Genomic DNA, 24,412 nt, shown 5'->3' with positions numbered 1-24,412 from the left:
CTCAACGGTTTCCCTGCCTAAGGATGTGAAGTCCCTCGGCGGCGGCCCGACAACGGGGTCCGCCGCCGCGTCCGCGATCCCGGTCCCGCGTCAGTAGTCGGCCGTGATCGCGGTCTTGTTCGTGTCCATCTGGTCCGCGGGCTTGTCCTTCTGCTCGTCGCTGCCGTCACCCGTGCCCACGTTGGCGGCGAACTTGTGCCAGATGTTGACCAGGCCGATCTCGGCCTTGTTGTAGTTGTCGCCCGCGATGCCGATGCCGTCCGCCACGGCGTTCAGCACGCCGTCGTTCGGCGTGTCCTCGCTGCCGAACAGGTTGTAGGAGACGTCGAGCCACCGGTCCGCCATGTCGTCCACCTCTTGCTGCGTCTCGCCCTTCCAGCTGTCGAAGGTCAGAGAGCCCAAGGTGTCGGAGATGCGGCCGAGGGAGTCGGCGATGTCCTGTGCGAGCTGCACGATCGTCTTCGCGGTGTCGTGCAGCCCCCACGGCGAGATGGCGAGCGTCTGCAGGCCGTCGTAGTCCGCGAAGGGCGCGATGCGGAGCGGGGAGGTGGGCTCCGTACGGTTGCCGCCGTCGTCGGTCAGGTTGTCAGGCATTCTGAGCACCGCCCTGACCGGCCGGCGCCACCGGCCGCTCGACCACCTGTCCCGTGACGGGCAGGTGGTGGTCCACGTTGGCGTAGTTCGTGGACTCGGCCTCGTGGTAGTTGTCGTACGCCTTCTGCAGTCGGTTGATGATCTCGTCGAGCATGTCCGTCAGGTCGTCCGACGCCTGTCTGAACCAGTTGCGGACGTCGTCGAAGCTGTCGTAGGCGGGACTGTGCCAGTAGGCGGACAGGTGCCGCATCTTCGTATCGAGCTGGTCCAGCGAACTCGAGATGCCGCCGGACTCGCGGGTGACGCTGTCAATGGCGTTCGACAGAGCGTTCAGGTCTATCTTGAAGTCCTCCACCACGCACCTCCTCCACCCGACACCGAAACAGTTCCGGCCGAAGTAGCTCAGCTAGGTAAAGATACCGTCAGCCTAGGTATTGTCAACACGGACCGCAGAAACGAAGATGTCCCTGTCATCGAGTCCCGGCGACAGGTCAGGAGAGAAATGTCCGACCCGATCAAGTCCCAATACGACCAGCATCCACTGGACCCGAATGACCACAGCCACGACGACGACAAGGTCGATCTGGGAAATACCCAGTCTCCTGAGCTCAACGTCGCCTGGACCAAGCATCCGTCGTTCAACAACGATCCTCGCGACATCGACGAGGGCCCCGACTCAGGCGCGGCCAACAACAGCCCGGCGACCGACGCGCAGGAGTTCAGCATCGACCTGCAGTCCGTTGGAACGCAGGTGGAGAGCATGTTGACCACGGCTCGCGGTCTCGTGAGCCAGTACGAGGCCCTCCGGTCCAAGGTCCTCGCGTCGGAAGGGACGGTCTTCGGCCAAAAGTCGCTGGAAGACCCGGACGAAGGATTCTTCGACTTCTCTGATGGCGTGTACACCCCTCCTGCGGACTCGACTCCCCAGCCGACCGTTTGGGCGGAGCCGGCGCAGAAATTCGCGACGACGATGAATCCGGCCCAGGAAAAGGCGCTACAAAACATTGGTAACACCCTTGAGCGTGTCGGTGAGTACATCGCTCTGGTGAACCATTCGGGTCAGGTATATGCGCAGACCGACCGGCAGTCTATTTTCCCCGCGCCGCCTTCCAAGGGCGTCCTCGGTTAGCTCATATGGCCTCCGGCGACGGCAGGTCTCCAGGCAGAAGATCGGTCAGATCGCCGGGGCCCGCCGTCGCGAGCTGGTCGGCGATCCGCTGCGCGTGCCGTTCGGTCATCAGCTGGAACACCTGCCGGGCGGTGCGGCCGTTCCCGAACCGCTCCCCCTTCGGCAGCTCGTCGAAGAACCGGCGCAGCTCCTCGACGGTCTCGGGAGGGCACTCGTACTGGTGCCGGTCACCGAGGTGCCGCACGATCCGCACGAGCTCCTCGGTCGCGTAGTCGTCGAAGGTCAGCGTGCGGCTGAACCTTGAAGCGAGCCCCGCGTTGGAGTCCAGGAAACGCCGCATCTCGACCGGATAGCCGGCGACGATCACCACGACCTCGTCGCGGTGGTCCTCCATCAGCTTCATCAGCGTGGAGATGGCCTCCTGGCCGAAGTCGTTGCTCTGGCCGTGCGGCACCAGGGCGTACGCCTCGTCGATGAACAGCACGCCGCCGAGCGCGCGGCGGAACACCGCCTGGGTCTTGGGCGCCGTGTGGCCGACGTACTCCCCGACCAGGTCACCCCGGTCGGCCTCGACGAGGTGGCCGCGCTCCAGCAGGCCGAGCGTGTGCAGGAAGCCGCCGTAGAGCCGGGCGACGGTGGTCTTGCCGGTGCCCGGATTGCCGGCGAACACCAGATGCCGGTTCAGCGGCGGGGGCGCGAGTCCCGCCTCCTCGCGGGCCTTCACCATCCGCATCAGCTTCGTCAGGCCGACGACGTCGCGTTTGACGCTGTCCAGGCCCACCAGCCGGTCGAGCTCGGCACGCAGTTCCGCGAGCCGGTCCTCGACCGTCTCGGCGCCGTCGTCGCGCGGGCCGCGTACGGCGCCGCGGGAGGCCGCGGCGGCCTTGCCCTCGGCCGGGAGGACGCTCTCGCGCACGCCCTCCGAGCGGCAGTCCTCGATGACCGGCTCGGCGCCGTCGCAGACGACGACGTCGTGGTCGGTGCCGGAGACGACGCAGCGGCGCAGGACCGGGGCGGCCTCCGCCTCGACGTAGATGCCAGGGAATCCGGAGCCGGAGATCCGGCAGTCCTCGAACAGGCCTTTCGCCCGGCCGGCGACGAACACTCCGTTGCGCCCCGCCTTGTCCACGCTCAGCCCGCGGACGCGCGGCCGCGCCCCGGCGCCCACGGACAGCGCGCTGCCCTCGACCTCGCTGACCTCGCACTCGTCGACGCGTACGGTGCTGCCGGTGTCGAGGAAGATCCCGGTCGAGCCGGTACGCCGGATGCGGCAGCTCTCGACGAGACCACCGGTGTCCGGGCCGGCCTCCAGGCCGACGCCGCTCACGTCGGAGATCTCACAGTCGGCCAGCAGCGGCCGGTGCGTCGTGCGCAGCGCCACCCCGCACCGCGCGCGGGCGATCCGGCAGCCGTGCAGGGTCGCGTCCCCGCCGTCCACGAACACCCCGGTCATCGCGGTGTCGTTCACGTGGGTGTCCCGCGCGGTCAGCTCCGCCTGGTCGCACACCCGGACGCCGTGCTCCGGCGTGTCGTGTACGCGGCAGCCGGTCAGCGTCAGGCGGGCTCCCCCGGCCAGGTGGACCGCGGTGTAGACGGTGTCCCGCACCTCGCAGGCGGTCAGCGCGATCTCCGCGTCGCCCGCCACGTACACGCCGTTCCCGGCGACGCGGGCGAACGTGGTCTCACGCGCGCGCACCGAGGCCGTACCGGAGACGGCCAGGCCGCTGTCGGCGATGTCGACGGCCCGCACGCCCTCCAGCTCCAGCGCGCTCGACCCGGCGGCGATGATCGCCGCGCGGCCGGTGTCGTGGATGTGGCATCCGTCCAGGACGGCGGCCGCCTGCTCCTCCGCGAGGACGCCGGCCGCGCCGGTGTCGAAGATCTCGCAGCGGGCGAGCAGGATCGCGTGCGACCGTGATGTCTCGGGCTCCTCGGCGGAGGCGGCGTCGCGACGGCGTTCGCGGTCTTCGGCCGTACGGCGGCCGGCGCCGCCGCCGAGCCGTACGCCCTGGGCGCCGGCGTCGTGCAGGCGGCACTCGGTGAGCACCAGTCCGGACCCGCCCTCGGCGTGCACGGCCGCGGCCCGGGTGTCGCGCATCTCGCACCGCGTGAACCGCCCGCGCGCCGCGCCGGAGATGTGGACGCCACGGGCGCCGGCGCCGTGGACGACGGTCCCGGTGCACTCGGCGCGCGCCTCGTCGTCCGCGACGATCCCGTCCTCGCCGGCGGACCGTGCCGTGCAGTCGTTCAGCACCGTACGGCTGGTGCCCGTCAGGCGGAAGGCCGCGCGCTGGGCGCCGGTGACCGAGCAGTTCGCCAGGACCGCGACCGCGTCACCGGTGACCTCGACGCCGCCGTCCGTGATCTCACAGTCCCGCAGCGCCGGGCTTCCCGCGCGGATGAGCACGGCCGGCTCGGCCGGCTCGGCGGCCTCGAAGGTGAGCTCCCGTACGGTCGCCTCGCCGCCGTGCACGGTCAGCGCCGGGCCGCGTACCGGGACGACGCGCACCGTGCCCGCGCCCTTCTCCGCCACGATCGTGACGTCCCGGTCGATCACCAGGGACTCCCGGTAGACCCCGGGCTGCACCGACACGACGGCACCGGGCCCGGCGGCCCGTACGGCGTCGCCGATGGTGGCGTGCGCGCCCCAGCTCCCGGGCGCGACGCGCTCGCGGTGGGACTTCTTGGTCAGCACGGCGTCACAGCTTTCCGCCGGCCCGCATCAGGTCGCCGAACACTCCGAAGACGCCCGCGGCCAGCGGCACGCTGACCGCGCTCAGGAAGGTGGCGACCCCACCCGGCCAGCTCCACCGCTCGTCGAAGTCGGCCTGCTGCAGAGAGCTGCGGAAACACATGACCAGCCCGCTCCAGACCACGATGGCACCGGCTACGAGCACCGCGAGCGGGCCGGCCCAGCCGGGCACGTCCACGGCCTCGATCAGCCCGGGTGCCCGGAGTGCCAGTGCCACGAGGCCGGCGGCGCCGGTCAGCAGGAGCGCTCCGACGACGGTCCGCGGCCGCCACGCGCCCGCGCGGCACAGCAGGGCCAGGCTCAGGCACAGCGCGAGGCCGAGCGCGAACCAGTCGCGCGAGGTGCTCAGCACCACGAGGCAGGCCCCGAGTACGACGCAGCACACGGCCGTGAGGAAGCCCAGCAGGCGCCGGACGCGCACCACCGCCGCCTCGACGTCATCCGCCTCGACGGGGCCCGGCGGCAGGGCGGCGACCTGCGCCGCGGTCCTCGGCAGTACGGTGAGGATCAGAAAGAGGACCACGCCGACGACCGCCGACGCCTCGACCGGGTCGGCCCGCAGCGCGGCGAGCGGCACGACGAGCACCATCGCGAGACCGCAGGCGATCTGGAGCACCATCGTCGCGATGGCCGGGGCGGCGAGGTACGCGGCGAACGCGCCGATCGAGGCGGTGATCGAGACCGCGACGAGCTGGGCGGTGACACCGGACAGCGGCAGCGCAAGCGCCGCGAGACCCAGGATCGGGCAGGTCGCGATGGCCAGCGCCAGGCGCAGCACCGCGGGTACCGGCCAGCTCTGGGCGCCCGCGACCCAGGCGACCACCGCGAAGACGAGGCCGGTGGCGAACAGCAGCGGGCCCGGCCCCGCGGCGCCGTCCGCGCCGGTGCTCAGGGCCACGGCCCCGACCAGGACGATGAGCAGCCCGAGACCGAGCGTCGTACGCGCGCGTGCACGCGCGTTCCACGTGACTCCGTCGTCGTCGATCTCGGCGACCCGCTCGTCGACGTCGGCGACGACCGGCCCGTCGAACCCACCTTCGAGAACGTCACGGAGGTACAGCGTGTCGCCGTCGAGCACGCCTACGGCTTCGAGTGAGGTCTCGGGCTCGAACGGCCGCCCGCCGGCGGGCGCCAGCGACCATGCCGCGGGCATCGCGTCGGAGTCGGCCTGACCGCACATGCCGGCCAGCATGGGGACGTATTCGGCGATCGGGGCCCGTGCGGGCACGGCGAGATCGACTCGCCCGCGCTCGCCCACGACCGTGATCCGGCACCGCTCATCGGACACCGGCGGGGCCTCGCTTCCTCGGGCGCACGCCCATTCTCAGTGCTTCCAGGTGGAGACGTTCGACCACTCGGCGTCGGAGTAGTTACCCCAGTTGACGTTCATCGCCTGGGCGATCTCGGCGAGCACACCGCCGGGCCCGAACAGGCCCTCGGCGGCGACGTCCCACTCGGTCTGCATGTCCTGGTAGTAGGTGGCCGCCTGGCTCAGCGTCCACGCCTCCTGCAGCGGCGCGAGCTTGGCCTTCAGCGTCTCCAGCTCGCCCGCGATCTCCCCGGCCTGCGCGTTGATCCGGCCGCCGGCCGCGCCCAGCCCCTCGCCGACGTAGATCGGGGTGCCGTCGATGTCAGCCATGGTGTCTCCCGTACGTCGCGGTTCAGGTCAGGTTGGCGCTCGGCATGCCCGCCTCGATCTTGGCGAGGTTGCTGAGGTTCTGTTCTTCGGACTGCTTGTAGTTGACGTAGTTTCCGTGCAGTCCGCCGGCGATGCCCGTCAGCGCGTCGTTCAGCATGCGGGCGAGAATGTCGTACTCGGCCATCAGCGCCACGAAGCGGTTGTGCGCCACGCCCTGCCAGCTCGCCTCGAGGCTGGTGACGTACGTCTTGAGCGCGGCCAGCTGGTCCGCGATCTCGGTCGCGGTGTTCGTCGTGTCGCTCGCCGCGCCCGCCAGGTACTCAGGCGTCACCCGGTAGGTCACGCCGCCCGCGGTCACGGTCGGATCGTTCGCCATGACGGCCGCCTCTCTCAGAAGTTCAGTCCTCAGAGCCGGCCTGCGGTCGGCCGCTCGGTCACGCCGGGCACTCCACACGCGTCGCGTCTCGCGGTCCGCCGATCGGCCGCCGACTCCGCACGAGTCGCCACCGAGGACGGCGACCGGGCCAGGTGCCGTACCTGCCGGGATGACCCGCGTTCGCCGGAAGATGGCGACTGCCGCCCTTCCGACACCTGGTCAATGCAAGCTTTGACGAGGCGGGTCACACCCACTGCCCGAGTTTCACGTCCCTCTGTCCCCGCCCGTATCGGCGAGAATTACCTATCTTTCCCATTTCGACGTCTTCGCATGATGTTGGTTCATGTGGGCATCGCACCCGAGTCACGCGCTTTCATGTTTGGAGACGACCAGTTGATCACGGTACGATGATCGACACTCCGCACAGGGCGCCGGGAGCGGTGATCATGGCCGACAGTCCGTCACCGGTCCGGCGCGAGCACCTGTTGAGGACCGCCGATCTCGCGACGGTCGAGCACCTGCTGCGCGCCACCTTGACCGGCCAGGGCGGAACGATCGTCGTCCGCGGTGAGGCCGGCATCGGCAAGACCCACCTGCTGGAGCACGCGCTGGACCGGGTCCCGGACCTGCAACGACGGCGCGCCATCGGCAAGGAGTTCGAGAGCCGCCTCCCGTTCACGGCCCTGCACGAGCTGTGCGAGCCGATGCTGGGCGACCTCCGGTCGCTGCCGGATCCGCAGCGGGCCGCTCTCGAGGTCGTCTTCGCCCAACGCGAGGGGACGGTGCCGGACCGGTTCCGCGTGGGGCTCGCCGTCCTCGGGCTGCTCACCAGGTCGGCCCGGCAGCGGCCGGTCGTCTGCGTCGTCGACGACGCGCAGTGGCTGGACGACGCCTCGGCCCAGATCCTCGCCTTCGTCGCGCGCCGTGTCGAGGGCGAGCCGGTGGCGTTCCTGTTCGCGCTGCGTGAGCCCGCCGAGCCCGGGCTCTTCGACGGGCTGCCCGCACAATCGCTCGCCGGCCTCCGCAACGAGGACGCGCTCGCGCTGCTGTCCTCCCGGTTCCGTGCCCCCCTCGACGAGCGGATCCGTGACCAGATCATCGCCGAGGCTCGCGGCAACCCGCTGGCACTGCTCGAACTGCCGAGGCGCGTCGGACCGGCCGATCTCGCCGGCGGGTTCGGCCTGCCGGACTCGCCGCCGGTGCCCGAACGCATCGAGGCCGGTTATCGCGAGCGGCTGGCCGGCCTTCCGTCGCAGACCCAGCGGCTGGTCCTGGTCGCGGCGGCCGAACCACTCGGCGAGCCGGTGCTGCTGTGGCGCGCGGCCGAGCGCCTCGGCATCGGGGCCGAGGCGGCGGCGCCGGCGGAGGCCGCGGGCCTGCTGGACCTCGGCGTCCGGGTGCGCTTCCGTCATCCGCTCGTACGGTCCGCCGTCTACCAGGCCGCGTCCCGGGAGGAGCGCCGCGCCGTACACCGCGCGCTGGCGGAGGTGACCGACCCGCAGGTCGACCCGGACCGCCGCGCCTGGCATCGCGCCCAGTCGGTGTTCGTCCCGGACGAGGCCGTCGCGGAGGAGCTCGAACGCTCGGCGGACCGGGTGTGCGCGCGCGGCGGCATGGCCGCCGCCGCCGTCTTTCTCGAACGGGCCACGGCCCTGACCCCCGACCCCGCGCGCCGGGCGGCACGCGCCCTGGCGGCGGCGGAGTTCAAGCATCGGGCGGGCGCGCCGGAGGCGGCGACCGGCCTGCTGGCCACCGCTCGTGCGGGTCCGCTGGACGCGCGGCAGCGCGCGCTGGCCGAGCTGGTGTCCGCCCAGATCGCCGCGCGTACCGGGGCGGGCAGCGCGGCCCCGTCGGTGCTGCTCGCCGCGGCGAAGGGGCTCGAACCGCACGATCGGCCGCGCGCCCTCACGACCTACCTCGAGGCGTTCGCGGCGGCCGCGCGGGCCGGCCGGTGCGGCGACCGCGGACTCCTCGCCGAGACCGCCCGCACCGTACGCGCCGCTCTGACCGTGTCCCCGGTGCGCCCCGTCGACCTGCTGCTGGACGCGCTCACCGCGCAGGTCACGGACGGCCACACGGCGGCGGTGCCGCTGATCCGTACGGCGATCCGCGCCTTCCTGGACGGCACCGACGACGAGTACGACGGCCAGAGCCTCTGGCTCGTCAGCGGCGCGGCGACCGACGCGTGGGACGAGGACGGGTGGCTCACGCTCGCCCAGCGGCACGTGCGGTGCGCCCGCCGGTCGGGCGCGCTCGACGCGCTGCCGAGCGCCCTGTGCTACCTCGCGCTCGCGCGGATCCACACCGGTGAGTTCGCCGAGGCGGAGATGCTGATCGACGACGCGTCCGCGATCCTCGGAAGCCCCGCGGCGTGGGCCGGCACGCTGCTCGCCGCGTGGCGCGGCGAGCCCGAACGCCTCTCCGAGCTGACCGCCATGAGCACCCGTACGGCGCGCGACCGCGACCACGGCCGGGTGCTGTCGATGGTCGACTACGCGAACGCCGTCCTGCACAACGGCACCGGCCGCTACGACGTCGCCCTGCGCGCCGCCCGTACCGCGTACGACCACGACGAACCGGGCACCTCCTCCGTCCTCTCGCCGGAGCTGGTGGAGGCGGCCGCCCGCAGCGGCCGGCCGGAGCTTGCCGAACCGGTGCTGGAAAAGCTCATCGAACGGACCGAGGCGTGCGGCACGGACTGGGCCCTGGGCGTCCAGCTGCGCTCCCGCGCCCTGCTGAGCGAAGGCCCCGGAACCGAGGACCTCTACCGGGAGGCGATCGACCGGCTGCAGCGCACCCGGGCCGTGGCCCAGGTCGCCCGCGCGCACCTCATCTACGGTGAATGGCTGCGCCGGGAGGCCCGGCGCGCCGACGCACGGACCCATCTCCGCACGGCCCACGAGCAGCTGACCGCGATCGGCGCCGAGGCGTTCGCGGCCCGGGCGGCGCGAGAGCTGTCGGCCTGCGGCGAACGCGCCCGCAAGCCCGCGTCGACCCCACTCGACCTGCTCACCGCGCAGGAACGCCAGATCGCGCTGCTCGTCGCGGACGGGGCCACGTCGAAGGAGGCGGCCGCCCAGCTGTTCCTGAGCCCGCGTACGGTCGACGCGCACCTGCGCAACATTTTCCAGAAGCTGGGACTGACCTCCCGCCGGCAACTCCGCGACCTGCGCCCCCACCGCCCGGAGGACTTCCACCCGGCGACCCGCCCGGACTGAGCCCCCGCCGATGGGGTGGTGCCAGTGACACCCTGAATCCTCCCGGGTACCTCATCGTGCCCGGGGCCTGCTCTTTCTAGCGTTTCTCCCACGCACCGGGTCTACCGAGGAGAAACGATGAAGAAGCTGCTGTGGTCGGCCGCGGCGGTCGCCGCGAGCGCCGGACTGGTGAGCGCGCTGCCCCACATGGCGACGGCGGCCGACCGAACGCGGGCGATCGTCTGGGGCGCCTGTCCCGCGCCGCCGGCCGGTACCCAGGTCGATCCGCGGCAGACCTGTGGCACGCTCAGTGTCCCGCTGGACTACCGGCATCCCGGCGGACGGCAGATCACGCTCGCCGTGTCGCGTATCCCGGCGGCCGATCCGGCGAAGCGGCGCGGCGTCATGCTGCTCAACCCCGGCGGCCCGGGCGGCGAGGGGCTGAACACCCCGAGCGCCTTCGGCGGTCTCGCGAGCGAACCCGTGCTCGCCGCGTACGACAGGATCGGCGTCGACCCGCGCGGTGTCGGCCGGAGCAACCCGGTGACCTGCGGTCTCTCGGCCTCGGAGATCATGCCTCCCTACCCGTACCCGGCGGCCGACGGTTCGATCGAGGGCGACGTCGCGTTCGCGCGAAGTGCCGCGGCCCGCTGCACCGCCGCCTCCGGTGACGTGCTGCCGTTCATCACGACCGCCAACACGGCGCGCGACATGGACCGGATCCGGCAGGCGCTCGGCGAGCGGCGGATCTCGTACTGGGGCGGTTCCTACGGCACGTACCTCGGCGCGGCGTACGCCTCGCTGTTCCCGCGGCGTACCGACCGGATGGTGCTCGACAGCGCCGTCGATCCCGCACGAGTCTGGTACGGCGAGTTCCGGCTGCAGAGCAAGGGCATCGCGATCCGTTTCCCGGACGCCGCGCGGTACGCCGCGGACCGCGACGGCGAGGTCGGTTTCGGATCCACGCCCAAGGCCGTCACCACGTCCTACCTCGCGCTGGCGGCACGCCTCGACGCCCGGCCCGCGACCATCCCGGGTACCTCGACCGTGCTGTCCGGCAACCTGTTCCGCTACCTGACCACCGCCCTGCTCAGCCAGGACGCGGCGTTTCCGCAGCTGGCTCAGACGTGGCACGCCGTGGCCGACCTGGCCGCAGGCCACGCCAGGGCCGAGGAGGCGGGCGCGCTCCAGCAGACCCTCGCCATGGTCGATCCGAGTGGCGGTACCTCGCCGGGCGTCCCGGCGGACAACGCCGTCGCGGCGGCGTACGCGATCGCCTGCGACGACGTCCGCTGGCCGCGCGACGTGCGCGAATACGCCCACAATGTGGCCGAGGACCGCGCGTCGTTCCCGCTGTCGGCCGGCGCCCCGGCGAACATCTGGCCCTGTGCCTTCTGGCCCACCGCGCCCGTCGAGCCCGCCGTGACGATCTCCGGCCACGGCCCGCGCGACATCTTGATCCTGCAGAACGAGCGCGACCCGTCGACCGCGCTGGACTCGGGCCGGGGCATGCACAAGGCCCTCGGCGCGCGGTCGGCGCTCGTCACGGTCGACGCGGGCGGCCACGGCGTCTACGGCATGCAGGGCCCGCAGGCGTGCGCCACCAAGGCGGCGGACGCCTTCCTGCTCGACGGGACGATGCCGCGCCAGGACGTCCACTGCCGCTGATCGTCGAGACTCGTCCAGGCCCGTCGCGGACCTGGACGAGTCACCGCGATTTCACTGTGTAACCGTACGACCACGGACAGAATGGGCCGCATGGGTTTTCCTTTGATGCGCGGGTACGACCGCATCAATCTGTCGGCCGAGCTGGACCCGGTCGCGGCACTGCGGGACAAGGATCTCGGCGACCGGATGCGGGCCTATCCCCGGATCATCACCGGCGGCACGCCCGACTTCGGGTTCGCGATCCAGACCGGGTCCACGTGGAAGATCGGCGTCGCGGGGCGAGGCGATCCCCGGTCGACCCGGATCAGCCTGGCCAGTCACTTACGCACAAAGGCGCGCGGCCACGACGCCGAGCCGGAGCTCCAGCGCGCGCTGGTGGCGGCGGCCGCCCGCCTCGACCCCGAAGAGGGCGAGCAGCTCACCAAGGACGAGTGGGAGATCGGAGACCACCGCTACCGGGTCATCCGCGTCGAGAAGTTCGTCCTCATCGGCGACCGCGTCATGGAACCACCCCGGCCCACCGACACCGATCCGCCCTCCTTCGACGCCGCTCTCCTGCGCGACCACCCCATCGACCCGCTCGCGCCGGCGGGGCAGTGGGAGACGCAGATGCGGCTGAACCTCGCCGGCTGGATCCCGCCGTTCTACCGGCCCGTGCCGCAGGCGGCGGTGACGCAGGCCGAACACGCGGTCCGCACTCACCCGGGAGTGACCCTGCTCCCGCCCACCTTCGAGGTGGTGCAGTTCGACGGCGAGTCCTTCCGCTCGATCACGGGCGCGGACGGTCCTCGTAAGGCCAAGGCCAATCTGGCGTTTCACTTCACCGAGTACCTGCCTCGGATGCGCGAATTCGCGGACGACCCGGCCACGGCCGCCGAACTCGCCGAATGGAACAGGGCCGCCGAGCAGGTCACGGCCTCCCCCGGGCCGGACTTCGAGGTGCTGGGGCACAAGTACGGCATCGTCCGCTTCTCCCGGATGCTGCGCCTCGGCCGGGACGGACCGGAGAGCCAGCGCCCGTGCGACCAGGACATCTGCGGCTATCCGGGGCCCTCGTAGCCGTCCTCCGCCGCACGGAGCTCCGCGCGGGAGAGCGGCAGCCGGACGGCCGGCGGAAGCGGCGCCGGGACGGGGTTCGCCTCGAACGACTGGATCAGCAGGGCGGCGAAGCGGCGCGACGCCGCCACTCTCATCTCGGGCGACTCGGCGCGGATGCCCTCGTTCGCCATCAGTACCAGGCTGATGTCCTCCAGCACGAAGTCTCTCCGCAGGGAGCCGGTCACCTTCGCGCGTCGCACGAGTTCGAGCAGCAGGCGCAACGTACGGTCGCGTTCCGCAGCGAAGGCGGCCACCTGGGGACGGTGCGAGGTGAACGCGCGGGCGAAGCCCCTGTCGAGGGCGTGCACCTCCATGAGCTTCTCGATCACCAGCCGGAATCCGCGCCACGGGTCGCTCGCCGCCAGTCCCTCCTCCACGATCACCGAGCACGAGACCATCTGCTCCGCGAAGGCGTCGGCCAGCAGCGCTTCCTTGGTCGGGAAGTGGCGGTAGACGGTCGCGACGCCGAGCTCCGCGCGCCGCGCGATCTCCCGGATCGGCACGTCGAGACCCTCGGCGGCGAAGGCCGCGCGGGCGACCTCCAGGATGCGCCCGCGGTTGTCGCGGGCGTCCGAACGCAGCTTCGCTCCCACTTCGGCCGTCACCACTCTCACTTTAACCAAACGGACGGGGTGTTCCGTTACGGTCCGGCGCATGAGAGCGATCGAGTTCACCGAGTACGGCCCGCCCGGCGTCCTGCACGTCGCCGAGGTCGAGGCCCCGCACGCCGGCCCAGGCCGGATCCGCGTCGCCGTACGCGCCTCCGGGCTGTCGCCCGGCGAGACCTACATCCGCTCGGGGAGGATGCGGGACGTGGTGCCCGTCGCGTTCCCGTACCGGACCGGGTTCGACGCCGCGGGCGTGGTGGACGAGGTCGGCGACGGCGTCACGGGTGTGGGCGTGGGTGACGAGGTGTTCGGCATGACCGACATGTACGCGCGCGGCGCCAACGCCGACTTCGCGGTCCTGTCCGCCTGGGCGCCCAAGCCGGCCGCGTGGAGCTGGGAGGAGGCCGGCGGTGCCGCGGGTGGCGTCGAGACGGCCACCCGGGTCCTCGACCGGCTCAAGGTCGGCGCCGGGCAGACCGTGCTCCTCCAGGGCGCGGCCGGTGGGGCGGGCACGATCGCGGTCCAGTTCGCGGTCGCCCGCGGCGCCACCGTCATCGGCACGGCGAGCGAGCGCAACCACGACTTCCTGCGTTCTCTCGGCGCGGAGCCGACGACATACGGGCCCGGACTGGCCGAACGGGTGCGCGCGCTGGCACCGGCCGGCGTGGACGCGGTGTTCGACTGCGCCGGTGGCGCGCTGCCGGACCTCGTCGCCCTCGCCGGCGACCCGGCGCGCGTGGTCACGATCGCCCCCGACCTCACCGCGGCGGCCCTCGGCGTGCACCTGTCGCACGGAGCACCGGCCGACGAGACGGGCGCGGCCGTGGGTGCCTCCGCCGATCCGCTGGCGCTGCACGGCCTGGCGACCGCGGTCACTCTGGCCGCCGAGGGACGGCTGCGGATACCGGTCGCGGCGGCGTTCCCCCTGGCCGAGGCCGCGGCCGCACACGAACTGAGCGAGACCCGCCACGCCCGAGGAAAGATCGTCCTGGTGCACTGATCTACCGGTGTGTCTCCCTGCGGTCTCGGGACCGGCCGGGCGCCGTCCAGGGGAGCAGGCGGAAGGCGCGGGTGCTGGCTCGGGGCGGGGCGTACAACGCGGTGACGACGACGGTGACCGTCAGGACGGCCTCCAGCAGCGTGATCACTACGGCCAGAGTCGGGGCGGTCAGCCACATGCCGGTGTGCATCAGGCCGACCGTGGTCCAGGCCGTCCGGTGGTAACGAGGTTCGAGCGCCATGCCCGCACGGTGCCGTAGGAGAAACGCTGTCCGGTACGGGGCCGGACAAGATCGGACTTGTACCGGTTCTGGCCAGCCGGCCGCGTGTGGTGTCCGAAGACGAAAGGATCGGGAGGGTTCGGACGGCGAAGGGGGCGGGGTGGCGCGAGGTCCCGGCGATTTCGGGAAGGCGTTCACCGCGCTGCTGCGCGCGGCCGGCACGAACCCCGACGGCGTAAGGCGGGCGCTGCCCGGCCTGGTGGCCCGCAGCGTGCTCTACGACTGGAAGAACGGCGAGCACCTGCCCAACGAGACCGGCCCTCTCGTACGGGTGGTGGAGCTGTGCCTCGAACGCGCCGGCGACGACCTGGGCGACGCGCCGGGCGACGTGGACGGATGGCTGGAGCTGCTGGCCGAGGCCAAGCAGACCCGTGACGGTGAGGCGGAGCGGCCGGTCGCGCGGACGATCGAGCAGTGGGGGCCGCTGCGCCTCGGCGTGCACCAGGTGGTCAGGGGCGGACCGCTCCCGGCGTACACGCGCCGGGCGCACGACCATCTCCTGTACGCGGTGCTGGACCCGCAGGTCGCGGCCAACCGGCTGGTCGTGCTGCGCGGGGGCTCCTCGACCGGCAAGTCCCGCGCGGCCTATGAGGCGGTACGGGCGCGGCTGCCGCGCGTACCCGTGTTCTACCCGCCGACCGCCGCCGCCCTGGACGCGCTGCTCGGCGAGGGGATACCGGCCCGGTCGGTGCTGTGGCTGAACGAGTTGCGGCACTACGCCGACGACTCCGGCGGGCAGGCGGTGCTGGCGAAGCTGGCCGGGCTGCTGCCCGGCCGCGATCGCCAGGTGGTCATCACCAGCGTGTGGCCGGAGTACTGGGCCGCCTACACCGTCGACCCGGACTCCGGCCCGGGCGCCCCCGACCCGGCCCGCGCCTCCCGCGCCCTGCTCACCGCGCTGCCCGAGCTGACCGGGATCGACGTGGACCCGGCGCTGGGCGGGGTCGTCGACGTGCCCGAGGCGTTCACCTACGACGACCTGGGCCGGGCCCGGCGCCACGGCGACCCGCTGCTGCACGAGGCCATGGCGGCGGCCGAACGCGCCGGGTCTCCCGGGCAGGTGGCGCAGTACCTCGCCGGCGTTCCGGCGCTGCTCGCGCAGTACGACGGGCCCGGCGCCGACCCGTACGGGCATGCCCTGATCACGGCGGCCATGGACGCGGTCCGGCTCGGCCACGACCACCCGCTCGGCCGCGAACTCCTGCAGGACGCGGCCGTGGGCTACCTGGCCGACCGCGACCGGGCCCTGCCCGCCGAGGCGTGGCGGCGGGCGATGGAGCGTGCGTGGGACCACGCCACGCGCGTCCTCAGGGGCGCGGTCCGCGCGCTGGAGCCGGTCCCGCCCGAGCGCGGCATCGGCGTGGCCGGGTACCGCCTCACCGACTACCTGGACCAGTACGGCCGTACCCACCGGAAGGAACGGATCCCCCCGCCCTCCTTCTGGGCCGCGATCGCCGACCACGGTCATCCCGACGACGTGGGCGAGCTCGGCGGCGCCGCGTGGAGGTACGGCCTGTACCGCGACGCCGCCCGGCTCGACAGGAAGGCCACCGCCCACGGGGACCTCTGGGCCGCAGGGTCTCTCGTCGAGCACCTGCGGGAACTGCGCCCGGCCGACCGTCGCCCGGCTCTGTGGGCCGCCGCCCATGCCGCCGCCGAGCATCCCTCGGCTTGGCCGGTCGCGATGGCGAGGCTGCTCGAACAGCTGCGGAAGGCCGGCGAGCACGAGCACGCCGCCGCATTCGCCGCGCGAGCCGCCTTCCTTCCCTTCGACCACGTCTCGCTCGGCCTGGACGGGCTGCTGAAGCAGCTGTGGGAGATCGGCGGGCGGGACCACATCACCACACTGCTGGACCGCGTCGCCCGTCACGACGTGTCCGCCCTGACTCTCCTGATGCAGTACGGGACGGGCACACGCGAGCAGGTCGGCGTCGTGGCCGAGCGTGCCGCGATCCGCCTGCCTCTCGACGATCCGCGTGCCGTGGCGAGGCTGCTGGGCGATCTGGAACTGGCCGGAAGGCGGGAGGAGATCGGCCTCCTGCTGGACCGCGGCCCCGCCGCCCACGTCGCCCTCGACGACCCGGACGCGGTGGCCACCCTGCTGTACGAGCTGGCGAGGATCAGGGCGAACGACCAGGTCGCCGCCCTGCTGGATCGCGATCCGGCCGCCCGCGTCGCGCTCGACGACCCGAAGGCCGTGGTCCGTCTGCTGAACGAGCTACGGAGAGCCGGGGCGCACGAGCAGGTCGGTGCCCTGCTGGACCGCGACCCCGCGGCCCACGCCGGCATCGGCGACCTCGCGGCCGTGGCGGACCTTCTGGCGACTCTGCGGCAGGCCGGAGCCGACGACCAGGTCACCGCGCTGCTGCGCCGCGATCCGGCTGCGCGGATCGCGCATGACGCGCCGCCCGCCGACGCGTTCGGCGTGACGATGCTGCTGTTCGAGCTGGGGTCCGCGGAGGCGCATGAGCAGCTCACGGCGCTGCTGGACCGCGACCCCGCCGCCCACGTCTCTCTCGACAAGCCCTACGACGTGGCCGGCCTGCTGTTCGCCCTGCGGGAGGTCAAGGCACCGGCCGGGCTGTCCGCCGCGCTGGAGGCTCAGCTCTCCGCCCTGGCCCGGCGGGCCGGCGCTCACGTCCGCCTCCGCGACGGGCGCGACCTGTCCGAACTGCTCCACGAACTCGATCTGCTGGGCCGGATGGGGGTGCCGGGCGCGGGTGAACAGGTTCCGGTGCTGCTGGATCGCATCGCCTCGGCCGACGCGGGCACCGTCGCACACCTGCTGGAGGTGCTCCGAGGGAGAGGCACGTTGGAGGAGCGCCTGATGGCGGCGCTGCTGGACCGCGACCTCGCCGCCCACGTCACGTTCTCCGATCCCCGCGCCGTGGCACGCCTGCTGGCCGAGCTGGAGACCGCCGGGGCAGGCGATCAGTTCTCCGCGCTCGCCGGGCGGGCCGCCGCCCGCATCCCCCTCGACAGTCCTCGCCCGGTCATCGGGCTCCTCCGGCTCCTGTGGAGCGGCGGAGCGAATGACCAGGCGGACGTACTGGCCGGGCGGGCCGCCGCGAGCCTCCCGCTCACCGACTCCGGTGCCGTCGCCGAGCTCCTCGACTGCCTGGGGGCGGCGGCCACCGTACTCCTGGACCGCGACCCCGCCGCGCACGTCGATCTCGACGACCGGTTCGACGATGATCCGGATGACCGCCCGTACCCCGTCTCGGACGGCGTACGGCGACTGCTGCGCCGGCTCGCGAAGGCCGGGGCGAACGACCAGGTCGCCGCGCTGCTCGAACGCCTGCCCGCCGCGGGCCGCTTCTACGACTTCGTCGAGGTCGTCGAGGACCCGGAGCGGTTCCGTTTCGGGCGGGAGCGGGACGGGACTCCCGCCGCCCCCTGGGGCTGGGACGACCTGGACTGACGGTCAGGGACGGATGATCGGGTGTTCGGGGGGAACCTCGTGCGGGTCGTCGCGAGGGCGGACGGGGCGCTGGCAGCCCGCGCAGGGGCCGGTCCCCTCCTGGAGGTAGCGCGCCTGGTTGGCCAGGTCCACCGACGCGTCGATGGGCGATTCCTCCGGCGGGGACGTGATGGGCAGCAGTTGTTTCCTGCGTTCTTCGTTCAGGGTGAGCGACGCGGCCAGCTCCAGGCCCTGCGGGTTGGGTACGACCAGCCGTTCGGTGGCCGGTGGCTCGCCGGCGGCCCGCTCGGCCCAGGAGGTGAAGAAGTCCTTGATCGGGCCGTTCTCGACGAGCCCGCCCAGGTACTCGGTGAGGAGCTGGACGACCTCGGTCCTACCCAGGTCCGGTGCCTGCAGGAGGTTCGCGACCGCGACCGCGGCCAGTTCGCCGGCCCGGCTCGCGCGGTGCCCGGCCCGCTCGGCGTTCTGCCGCATCGTGGCGAGCCCGCGCAGACGCCGGCGCAGCCCGGTCTCGCGGCTGAAGCCGAACAGGATGTGGTCGGCCGGACGGCTCGCCCGCCATCCCCGCGCGTCGCCGAACGACTGCGTACGGGCCTGGAGGCCGCCGAGGCGCGCGGCGAGATGTCGTTCGGTCTCCGTGGCGTCATCGGAGCCCCGCGGCGGCGGGCCGACGGTGTGGATCTTGGTGAGCATGTCGGCCAGTGGACGGATGCTCGACCGTGGCGGGGGCAGGTCGTGGATCCGCTCGTACGCGGCCCGCTCGCCGGCCGCCTCCAGCTCGTTCCGCAGGGCGACCGTGTACTCCGACCGTGTCCGGCCCTCGATGGTCGCGCGCAGCGCGGCGGGTGCGGCCAGCCCGATGAGCACGGCGATCAGCAGGGCGAGGTGCGCGACGGTGAGCAGCCGGCGGGCCGCGCCCACGACCGGGACGACCCGCAGGCGGTGCGCGACCCGGCCGAGCCGGGCCGGCCGTACGGGCCAGACGGCGAGCGCCACACCGGCCACGGCCAGCAGCGCGTACAGCGCGGCCCACGACCACCACGGGAATCCGGAGGCCGACCCCACCGCCGCCAGGACCCCGCGCAGCGCCGACACCTCGCGTGGCGACAGGTGGAACAGGTCGGCCGCCCAGACGAACAGCAGCAGCAGACCCGTGCCCAAGAGGACCGAGAACACGACGTCGGCTCCCGCGCGTACCGTCAGGCGCGTGGAACGGCCCATCGCCCGCCACAGCCGGAGGACCGGCGCGACGCCGGGCGGGAACAGCAGGCCGGCCGCCGCGAGCCGTTCGGTCCGGAAGACCACGACGAGCGCGGCCGCGACCACGCCGACGACGAGGAGGTCGGCCGCGTAGCGCGGCCACCGGACGATCTCCCCCCGCGACCGCGTCAGCAGGCAGAGCCACAGGCCGAACAGCAGCACCGATACGACGGGCAGCACATATCGCGCGAAGAGGGCGCCGATCGCCGAGGACCCCGGGACGAATAACCCGAACAGCAGGACGATCACGCCGACGACGGCCCCCGACCGCCACCACACGCTCTTTTCCGCGGTGGCGGCCGCGGCCAGGACCAGCACCGCCCCGACGGCGCCGATGATCAGCGCCGTCAGCCCGGACCCGATGAACGCCACCCCGGCCGGGGCCTGCCACGAGGCCCTGCTCTCCGGCGAGCTGAGCCGCCACATGCCGTAGGCGGCCGCGATGCCCGACCCGAGCCCCAGGTCGACGCTCGCCCGTACGATCGGGACGGGCAGGACCGTACGGGCTCCGCTCACACCGACCGCCTCCGTCCGCGAACACCGTCGAGGGTAGCCCGGAGCGCCGCGTCAGACCCTCTGGCCGGCGGTCACCGCGAGGAGCCGGAGTTTCTCGTCGCTCTCGCTGCCGGGCTCGGCGGTGAAGACCTGCAGCGACTGGGACCGGCCGGGGTCGAGGAGGACCTGGCAGTGGAGTTCGAGCAGCCCGAGGTGCGGATGCTGAATGCGCTTCGGCGCGCAGTACGGCCCGGTCACGGGATGTTCGCGCCAGATGCCGGCGAACTCCGGACTGCCGGCGAGGAGGGCGTCGACGATGGTTCCGGCGCGGGAGTCCCTTCCGTCGCGGGTGTACGTCCGGTGCAGGTCCGCCGCGATGAGGCGGCTGTGCCGGGGATGGTCGTCCTCGGGATAGACGCGCCGTGCGCCCGGATCGGTGAACCAGCGATAGTGCAGGCTGCGCGCCATTCCGGTGTGGGCGGTTTCGTCGCCCAGCAGGGCGCTCGCGAGCCGGGTCTGCCTCAGCGTCTCGCCGAGGTCGCTCACGACCTGGGCGGCCGCCTCCTCCAGGCCGTCGAAGATGCGCATCAAACCCGGGTCGAGGTGATCGGCACGTACCGCCCTCCGCGGAGTGGGGTACCCGCCCAGCCGGAACAGGTGGTCCCGTTCCTCGAGGGTGAGCCGGAGGCCGCGGGCGATCGCGGCGAGCATCTGCTCGGACGGGCGCGGCCCGCGCCGCTGCTCGATCCGGCTGTAGTAGTCGGTCGACATGTCGCTGATCGCGGCGACCTCCTCGCGGCGCAGCCCCGCCGTACGCCGCCGGCGGCCCCGCGGCAGCCCGACGTCCTCGGGCTGCAGTGCCTCCCGGCGGGTCCGGAGGAACGCGGCGAGACGAGCGCGGTCCATGACATTCCTTTCATCTCGGGCATAGAGGTGAACAACACGCTGGTCAGCGCTGCTTCCCGACGGGCGTATCCGCGGATCGACCGTCCCTGGTTACGCCGATCCGCGGCTCCAAGACTTCAGAGCATGACCGAACACACACCTTCTGGACATTGGATCGACGGCGAGGTCGCTTCCGCCGAATCCCCCGAGACCATCGCCGTCGTGAACCCCGCGAACGAGAAGGTCGTCGCCGCGACGCCGGCGGGCACCGCCGCGGACGTCGACCGCGCCGTCGCCGCCGCGCGGGCCGCCTTCCCCGGCTGGGCCGCGACGCCGCCGGCCGACCGCGCCGCCGTCGTGGGGCGCATCGCCGACGGCCTGCAGGCCCGGGTGGAGGAGATCGCCGACGTGATCACCGCCGAGATGGGCGCCCCGCTCACCCTGTCCCGCGCCGCCCAGGCCACACTGCCGATCGTCGTCACGCGGTCCTTCGCGGGGCTCGCCGTCGACTGGACCGAGGAGATCGGCCCCTCCCTGGTCGTCCACGAACCGATCGGAGTGGTCGGCGCGATCACTCCGTGGAACTTCCCGCTTCAGCAGATCATGTCGAAGCTGGCCCCCGCCCTCGTCGCGGGCAACGCCGTGGTGCTGAAGCCGTCCGAGGTAGCGCCGCTGACGGCACGGATCCTCGCCGAGGTCACCGCCGAGGCGGGCCTGCCGGCGGGCGTCTTCAACGTCGTGTACGGCACCGGCCCGGTCGCCGGTGAGGCGATGTCCGCCCATCCGGACATCGACATGATCTCCTTCACCGGCTCCACCCGGGCCGGCCGGCGGATCTTCGCGGTCGCCGCCGGGACGGTGAAGCGCGTGGCGCTCGAACTCGGCGGCAAGGGCGCCAACGTGATCCTCGACGACGCCGACCTGCCTTCGGCGGTCGAGGCGGGGTTGGCGCGGGTCTTCATCAACGGCGGGCAGGTCTGCGGCGCGTGGCCGCGGATGCTCGTCCCGGCGGCGCGGCACGAGGAGATCGTGGAGATGGCGGTCGCGGGCGCCGCCGCGTACACCGTGGGCGATCCGCGCGACGCGACCACCCGGATCGGCCCGCTGGCCTCCGAGGCCCACCGGCAGAGGGTCGACGGCTTCATCAGGCGCGGCATCGCCGACGGCGCGAAACCGGTGTCCGGCGGCCCGGGACGGCCGGAGGGCCTGAAGATCGGCGCGTACGCCCGCCCGACGATCTTCACCGAGGTCGACCCGGACTCCGCGATCGCGCAGGAGGAGATCTTCGGCCCGGTCCTGACGATCATCCCGTACGGGGACGAGGACGAGGCGGTCCGCCTCGCCAACGGAACGATCTACGGCCTCACCGGCGGCGTCTTCGGAGAGCCCGAGCACGCGCTGGCGGTCGCCCGGCGGCTGCGCGCCGGCCAGGTCGACGTGAACGGCGGCGAGTGGAACCCGCTCGCCCCGTTCGGCGGCTACCGGCAGTCCGGCAACGGCCGGGAGTTCGGCCGCCTTGGTCTCCAGGAGTTCCTGGAGACCAAGGCCATCCAGCGCTGACGGCACGCGAGCCGCCGTCAGTCGTCCTCGAGCCGCCGCACGGCACCGAGCAGACTCCGCAGCCCGGTCCGCTCACGCTCGGCGTCCGCCGGGTCGAACAGCCACTCTCCGACCGGCAGGCCGGCGGCCTCCTCCACGCCGCTGGACTCGGTCAGGGTCAGCTCCTCCCTGACCTCGACCTCCAGCTCGTACAGGAATCCGTCCTCGCCCTTCACCGGCGTCCCTCCGGCCGGGGAGCGCGGCGGTCCGCGAGCCGGGTGAGCTCCTCGTCGCTCACCAGGGTGAGCATCGGCGTTCCGGGCTCGCACAGCATCGTGACGGTGAAACGGAGCGGGACGTCGTCGCGGTTGTTGCCGTCCTGGTAGTGGATGACGTCGCCGCCCGTCTCCCAGAACGCCTCACCCGCGCGTACGACCCGCTCCGGCTCGCCTTCGAGTTCCAGCAGCATCTCGCCCTCCAGCACGTACCCGAAGGCCGGGCCGGAGTGGCGGTGCGGCGGCGTGCCGGGGTCGCCGGGCGGGTACTCGATGACCACGGTCATCGCGTGCGCCCCTGCCGGGATGAACGGTGGCACGACCTCCTGCAGTGTGGTGAGGGCCGTCTGCCATGCGGTCGATCCGCTGCCTGCCATGAGAGGTCCCTCCGTGACGTCAGCTGCCTGCGGGGACACGATCCGGCCAGTCGCCGTACGAGATCGTGCCGAGGAGCGCGCCCTCGTCCGGTACCAGGGAGCGCTCGGTCAGCTCGGTGCCGAAGTAGCGGGCGCGCGGGTCGGTGACGACCTCGCGCGGGTCGTTCCAGGCGGCCAGGGCGTTCCGGAAGAACTCGTCCATCCGGTACCGGTCCGGGCCGCCGATCTCCACCCGGCCGTTCAGCGGCGCCCCCACGGCGACCTTGCCGACCTCCGCGGCAACGTCGTCGCTCGCGATGGGCTGGAAGGCCACCGGGGCCACCCGGAACGTGCCGTTCTCGGTGCCCGTGTCGGCGATTCCGCGGACGAACTCGAAGAACTGCGTCGCGTGCACGATCGAGAAGGGGATCGACGAGCCCTCGATCAGCTTCTCCTGCGCGACCTTGGCCCGCAGGTAGCCGCTGTCGGGCAGCCGCTCGGCCCCCACCACCGACAGCGCGACGTGGTGCCCGACGCCGGCCGCCGCCTCGGCGGTCAGCAGATTGCGGGTGGAGGTCTCGAAGAACTCCAGCACCGGACCGTCCTCGAACGACGGGGAGTTCGACACGTCGACCACCACGGACGCGCCGGCCAGAACGCCGGCCAGCCCTTCCCCGGTGAGGGTGTCGACGCCGGTGCTCGGCGCCGCCGCCACCGCCTCGTGGCCGCGCGCGGACAGAATCGCCACGAGCTTGGACCCGATGAGGCCGGTACCCCCGATGACCACGAACTTCATGCCATGCCTTCCTGTTGACGCCGGGGCCTCGCTCGCCACCGGTCACCAGCTAGGACAAGGCAGCCCCCCGATCTGTGACAGTCCCCGAAAACGGCCTCGGTAAGCTGAGAGGGCCAGCGACGAGACGGCGGTGTATGCACGCGGAACAGGGAAAAGACGGCGGACTGGACCAGGCCGCCTCTGCCTTCCTGGCGTTGCGTCCCCGCCTCTTCGGCATCGGCTACCGCATGCTCGGCAGCGTGGCCGAGGCCGAGGACCTCCTCCAGGAGGTCTGGCTGCGCTGGCAGAAGACCGACCGCAGCGTCGTGACCGACCCCCCGGCCTTCCTCGCGCGGACCACCACCCGCCTGGCCATCAACGTCAGCCGGTCCGCCCGGGCCCGGCGCGAGACGTACGTCGGGCCCTGGCTGCCCGAGCCCGTCGACACCGGCGCCGACCCGGCGGTGGGGGCCGAGCGCGGAGAGGCGCTGGAACTCGCCGTCCTGCTCCTGCTGGAGAAACTCGGCCCGGCCGAACGCGCCGCGTACGTCCTCCGCGAGGCGTTCGACTATCCGTACGGCGAGATCGCCGACATCCTGCAGGTCAGCGCCGTCAACACCCGCCAGATGGTCAGCCGCGCCCGCAAACGCCTGTCCGCCGGGCGACGCGAGGCCGTGGACGTGGCCGAGCACCGGCGGCTCCTGGAGGTGTTCCTCGCCGCCGCCCGCGCCGGCGACGTCGGCGCCCTGGAGGACCTCTTCGCCGAGGACGTCGTCAGCTACACCGACGGCGACGGCATCAGGGGCGCCGCGAGGATCCCCGTCGAGGGCGACACGCGCGTGGCGAAGTTCATCGTCGCCTTCGGACCACGCTTCTGGCCGGGCACACATCTCGAATGGGTGGAGGCGAACGGCCGCCCCGGCGTACTGATCTCCCGCGACGGCACCGACCTCGCACTGCTGACCATCGAGGCCGCGGCCCAGGGCATCGGCACGCTCCTGTGGTTCATGAACCCGGCGAAACTCCAGACGTTCGCCCGCTCACGCGGCCTCTCCTAGGGCCGGG

General features: G+C 72.6%; 21 protein-coding genes. 8 read left to right on the top strand and 13 right to left on the bottom strand.

Annotated features, from left to right (window positions below):
• Positions 1-90 precede the first annotated feature (90 nt).
• Positions 91-594: a hypothetical protein gene (locus QWU11_RS20295; protein ID WP_290115566.1), complete on the bottom strand. Its 504-nt coding sequence runs from the start codon at positions 592-594 to the stop codon at positions 91-93.
• Entirely contained in the window at positions 587-949 is a 363-nt protein-coding gene (locus QWU11_RS20290; protein WP_290115565.1) for a WXG100 family type VII secretion target, read from the bottom strand. The genes QWU11_RS20295 and QWU11_RS20290 overlap by 8 nt, the downstream gene beginning before the upstream one ends.
• Before the next feature lie 147 nt (positions 950-1,096).
• On the opposite strand from QWU11_RS20290, the gene QWU11_RS20285 reads away from it, so the two are divergent.
• Positions 1,097-1,723 carry a hypothetical protein gene (locus tag QWU11_RS20285; RefSeq protein WP_290115564.1) on the top strand — a complete coding sequence of 209 codons (627 nt, stop codon included), beginning with the start codon at positions 1,097-1,099 and terminating at the stop codon, positions 1,721-1,723.
• A 1-nt stretch (position 1,724) separates the two neighbouring features.
• On the opposite strand, the gene QWU11_RS20280 is transcribed toward QWU11_RS20285, so the two are convergent.
• From QWU11_RS20280 to QWU11_RS20265, 4 genes are read right to left on the bottom strand one after another with little or no spacing between them, the layout of a single operon-like run.
• Positions 1,725-4,418 carry a right-handed parallel beta-helix repeat-containing protein gene (locus QWU11_RS20280; protein WP_290115563.1) on the bottom strand — a complete coding sequence of 898 codons (2,694 nt, stop codon included), beginning with the start codon at positions 4,416-4,418 and terminating at the stop codon, positions 1,725-1,727.
• A 4-nt stretch (positions 4,419-4,422) separates the two neighbouring features.
• Positions 4,423-5,763 (bottom strand): type VII secretion integral membrane protein EccD, encoded by a 1,341-nt coding sequence (eccD, locus tag QWU11_RS20275; protein ID WP_290115562.1) that lies wholly within the window; start codon positions 5,761-5,763, stop codon positions 4,423-4,425.
• Positions 5,764-5,799: 36 nt separating this feature from the next.
• The gene (locus QWU11_RS20270; RefSeq protein WP_290115561.1) at positions 5,800-6,114 is read right to left on the bottom strand and encodes a WXG100 family type VII secretion target; all 315 of its coding nucleotides are present in this window, start codon (positions 6,112-6,114) and stop codon (positions 5,800-5,802) included.
• 22 nt (positions 6,115-6,136) lie between these two features.
• A complete protein-coding gene (locus QWU11_RS20265; protein WP_290115560.1) occupies positions 6,137-6,490 on the bottom strand; it encodes a WXG100 family type VII secretion target in 354 nt (117 codons plus the stop codon).
• Positions 6,491-6,936: 446 nt separating this feature from the next.
• On the opposite strand from QWU11_RS20265, the gene QWU11_RS20260 reads away from it, so the two are divergent.
• The 3 genes from QWU11_RS20260 to QWU11_RS20250 all read left to right on the top strand — a co-directional run bounded on the left by QWU11_RS20260 (position 6,937) and on the right by QWU11_RS20250 (position 12,414).
• Positions 6,937-9,708 (top strand): LuxR family transcriptional regulator, encoded by a 2,772-nt coding sequence (locus QWU11_RS20260; RefSeq protein ID WP_290115559.1) that lies wholly within the window; start codon positions 6,937-6,939, stop codon positions 9,706-9,708.
• 117 nt (positions 9,709-9,825) lie between these two features.
• On the top strand, positions 9,826-11,355 hold the full coding sequence (locus tag QWU11_RS20255) for an alpha/beta hydrolase (RefSeq protein ID WP_290115558.1): 1,530 nt from the start codon (positions 9,826-9,828) through the stop codon (positions 11,353-11,355).
• 90 nt (positions 11,356-11,445) lie between these two features.
• On the top strand, positions 11,446-12,414 hold the full coding sequence (locus QWU11_RS20250) for a DUF5954 family protein (RefSeq protein WP_290115557.1): 969 nt from the start codon (positions 11,446-11,448) through the stop codon (positions 12,412-12,414).
• Here the strand turns inward: QWU11_RS20250 and QWU11_RS20245 are convergent.
• On the bottom strand, positions 12,396-13,058 hold the full coding sequence (locus QWU11_RS20245; protein WP_290115556.1) for a TetR/AcrR family transcriptional regulator: 663 nt from the start codon (positions 13,056-13,058) through the stop codon (positions 12,396-12,398). The two genes, QWU11_RS20250 and QWU11_RS20245, sit on opposite strands and share 19 nt — an antisense overlap.
• Positions 13,059-13,107: 49 nt before the next feature.
• Between QWU11_RS20245 and QWU11_RS20240 the strand changes: the two genes are divergently transcribed.
• Entirely contained in the window at positions 13,108-14,061 is a 954-nt protein-coding gene (locus QWU11_RS20240) for an NADP-dependent oxidoreductase (protein ID WP_290115555.1), read from the top strand.
• A gap of 1 nt (position 14,062) precedes the next feature.
• Here the strand turns inward: QWU11_RS20240 and QWU11_RS20235 are convergent, their stop codons facing one another.
• Positions 14,063-14,302, bottom strand: coding sequence for a hypothetical protein (locus QWU11_RS20235; protein ID WP_290115554.1), 240 nt, complete (start codon positions 14,300-14,302; stop codon positions 14,063-14,065).
• A gap of 139 nt (positions 14,303-14,441) precedes the next feature.
• On the opposite strand from QWU11_RS20235, the gene QWU11_RS20230 reads away from it, so the two are divergent.
• Entirely contained in the window at positions 14,442-17,762 is a 3,321-nt protein-coding gene (locus QWU11_RS20230) for a hypothetical protein (RefSeq protein WP_290115553.1), read from the top strand.
• Positions 17,763-17,765: 3 nt separating this feature from the next.
• Here QWU11_RS20230 and QWU11_RS20225 read toward each other — a convergent pair whose 3' ends face one another.
• Positions 17,766-19,538, bottom strand: a complete 1,773-nt coding sequence (locus QWU11_RS20225) for a hypothetical protein (protein ID WP_290115552.1) — start codon at positions 19,536-19,538, stop codon at positions 17,766-17,768.
• A 51-nt stretch (positions 19,539-19,589) separates the two neighbouring features.
• Positions 19,590-20,423 (bottom strand): helix-turn-helix transcriptional regulator, encoded by an 834-nt coding sequence (locus tag QWU11_RS20220; RefSeq protein WP_290115551.1) that lies wholly within the window; start codon positions 20,421-20,423, stop codon positions 19,590-19,592.
• Between the two features lie 123 nt (positions 20,424-20,546).
• Here QWU11_RS20220 and QWU11_RS20215 point away from each other — a divergent pair, with 123 nt between their 5' ends.
• Positions 20,547-21,962, top strand: coding sequence for an aldehyde dehydrogenase family protein (locus QWU11_RS20215; protein WP_290115550.1), 1,416 nt, complete (start codon positions 20,547-20,549; stop codon positions 21,960-21,962).
• Positions 21,963-21,979: 17 nt separating this feature from the next.
• On the opposite strand, the gene QWU11_RS20210 is transcribed toward QWU11_RS20215, so the two are convergent.
• From QWU11_RS20210 to QWU11_RS20200, 3 genes are read right to left on the bottom strand one after another with little or no spacing between them, the layout of a single operon-like run.
• Positions 21,980-22,177: a hypothetical protein gene (locus QWU11_RS20210; protein WP_290115549.1), complete on the bottom strand. Its 198-nt coding sequence runs from the start codon at positions 22,175-22,177 to the stop codon at positions 21,980-21,982.
• A complete protein-coding gene (locus QWU11_RS20205) occupies positions 22,174-22,593 on the bottom strand; it encodes a cupin domain-containing protein (RefSeq protein ID WP_290115548.1) in 420 nt (139 codons plus the stop codon). Before QWU11_RS20205 ends, QWU11_RS20210 begins: the two co-directional genes overlap by 4 nt.
• A 19-nt stretch (positions 22,594-22,612) precedes the next feature.
• Positions 22,613-23,368, bottom strand: coding sequence for an SDR family oxidoreductase (locus QWU11_RS20200; RefSeq protein WP_290115547.1), 756 nt, complete (start codon positions 23,366-23,368; stop codon positions 22,613-22,615).
• 134 nt (positions 23,369-23,502) lie between these two features.
• Between QWU11_RS20200 and QWU11_RS20195 the strand changes: the two genes are divergently transcribed.
• Positions 23,503-24,405 (top strand): RNA polymerase sigma-70 factor, encoded by a 903-nt coding sequence (locus tag QWU11_RS20195; protein ID WP_290115546.1) that lies wholly within the window; start codon positions 23,503-23,505, stop codon positions 24,403-24,405.
• Positions 24,406-24,412: the final 7 nt, after the last annotated feature.

This window comes from Actinomadura sp. DC4, from assembly GCF_030406325.1.
Lineage (GTDB): Bacteria > Actinomycetota > Actinomycetes > Streptosporangiales > Streptosporangiaceae > Actinoallomurus.
The sequence above is the reverse complement of the archived record's forward strand: the minus strand, read 5'-3'. Positions and strand labels throughout refer to the sequence as shown.

Bases quoted from the DNA above. Each gene is read 5' to 3' on its own strand.
- QWU11_RS20215 (WP_290115550.1), top strand. From the start codon at position 20,547: ATGACCGAACACACACCTTCTGGACATTGGATCGACGGCGAGGTCGCT.
- QWU11_RS20220 (WP_290115551.1), bottom strand. From the start codon at position 20,423: ATGGACCGCGCTCGTCTCGCCGCGTTCCTCCGGACCCGCCGGGAGGCA.
- QWU11_RS20235 (WP_290115554.1), bottom strand. From the start codon at position 14,302: ATGGCGCTCGAACCTCGTTACCACCGGACGGCCTGGACCACGGTCGGC.
- QWU11_RS20200 (WP_290115547.1), bottom strand. From the start codon at position 23,368: ATGAAGTTCGTGGTCATCGGGGGTACCGGCCTCATCGGGTCCAAGCTC.
- QWU11_RS20270 (WP_290115561.1), bottom strand. From the start codon at position 6,114: ATGGCTGACATCGACGGCACCCCGATCTACGTCGGCGAGGGGCTGGGC.
- QWU11_RS20255 (WP_290115558.1), top strand. From the start codon at position 9,826: ATGAAGAAGCTGCTGTGGTCGGCCGCGGCGGTCGCCGCGAGCGCCGGA.
- QWU11_RS20195 (WP_290115546.1), top strand. From the start codon at position 23,503: ATGCACGCGGAACAGGGAAAAGACGGCGGACTGGACCAGGCCGCCTCT.
- QWU11_RS20240 (WP_290115555.1), top strand. From the start codon at position 13,108: ATGAGAGCGATCGAGTTCACCGAGTACGGCCCGCCCGGCGTCCTGCAC.
- QWU11_RS20285 (WP_290115564.1), top strand. From the start codon at position 1,097: ATGTCCGACCCGATCAAGTCCCAATACGACCAGCATCCACTGGACCCG.
- QWU11_RS20205 (WP_290115548.1), bottom strand. From the start codon at position 22,593: ATGGCAGGCAGCGGATCGACCGCATGGCAGACGGCCCTCACCACACTG.
- QWU11_RS20250 (WP_290115557.1), top strand. From the start codon at position 11,446: ATGGGTTTTCCTTTGATGCGCGGGTACGACCGCATCAATCTGTCGGCC.
- QWU11_RS20295 (WP_290115566.1), bottom strand. From the start codon at position 594: ATGCCTGACAACCTGACCGACGACGGCGGCAACCGTACGGAGCCCACC.
- QWU11_RS20265 (WP_290115560.1), bottom strand. From the start codon at position 6,490: ATGGCGAACGATCCGACCGTGACCGCGGGCGGCGTGACCTACCGGGTG.
- QWU11_RS20260 (WP_290115559.1), top strand. From the start codon at position 6,937: ATGGCCGACAGTCCGTCACCGGTCCGGCGCGAGCACCTGTTGAGGACC.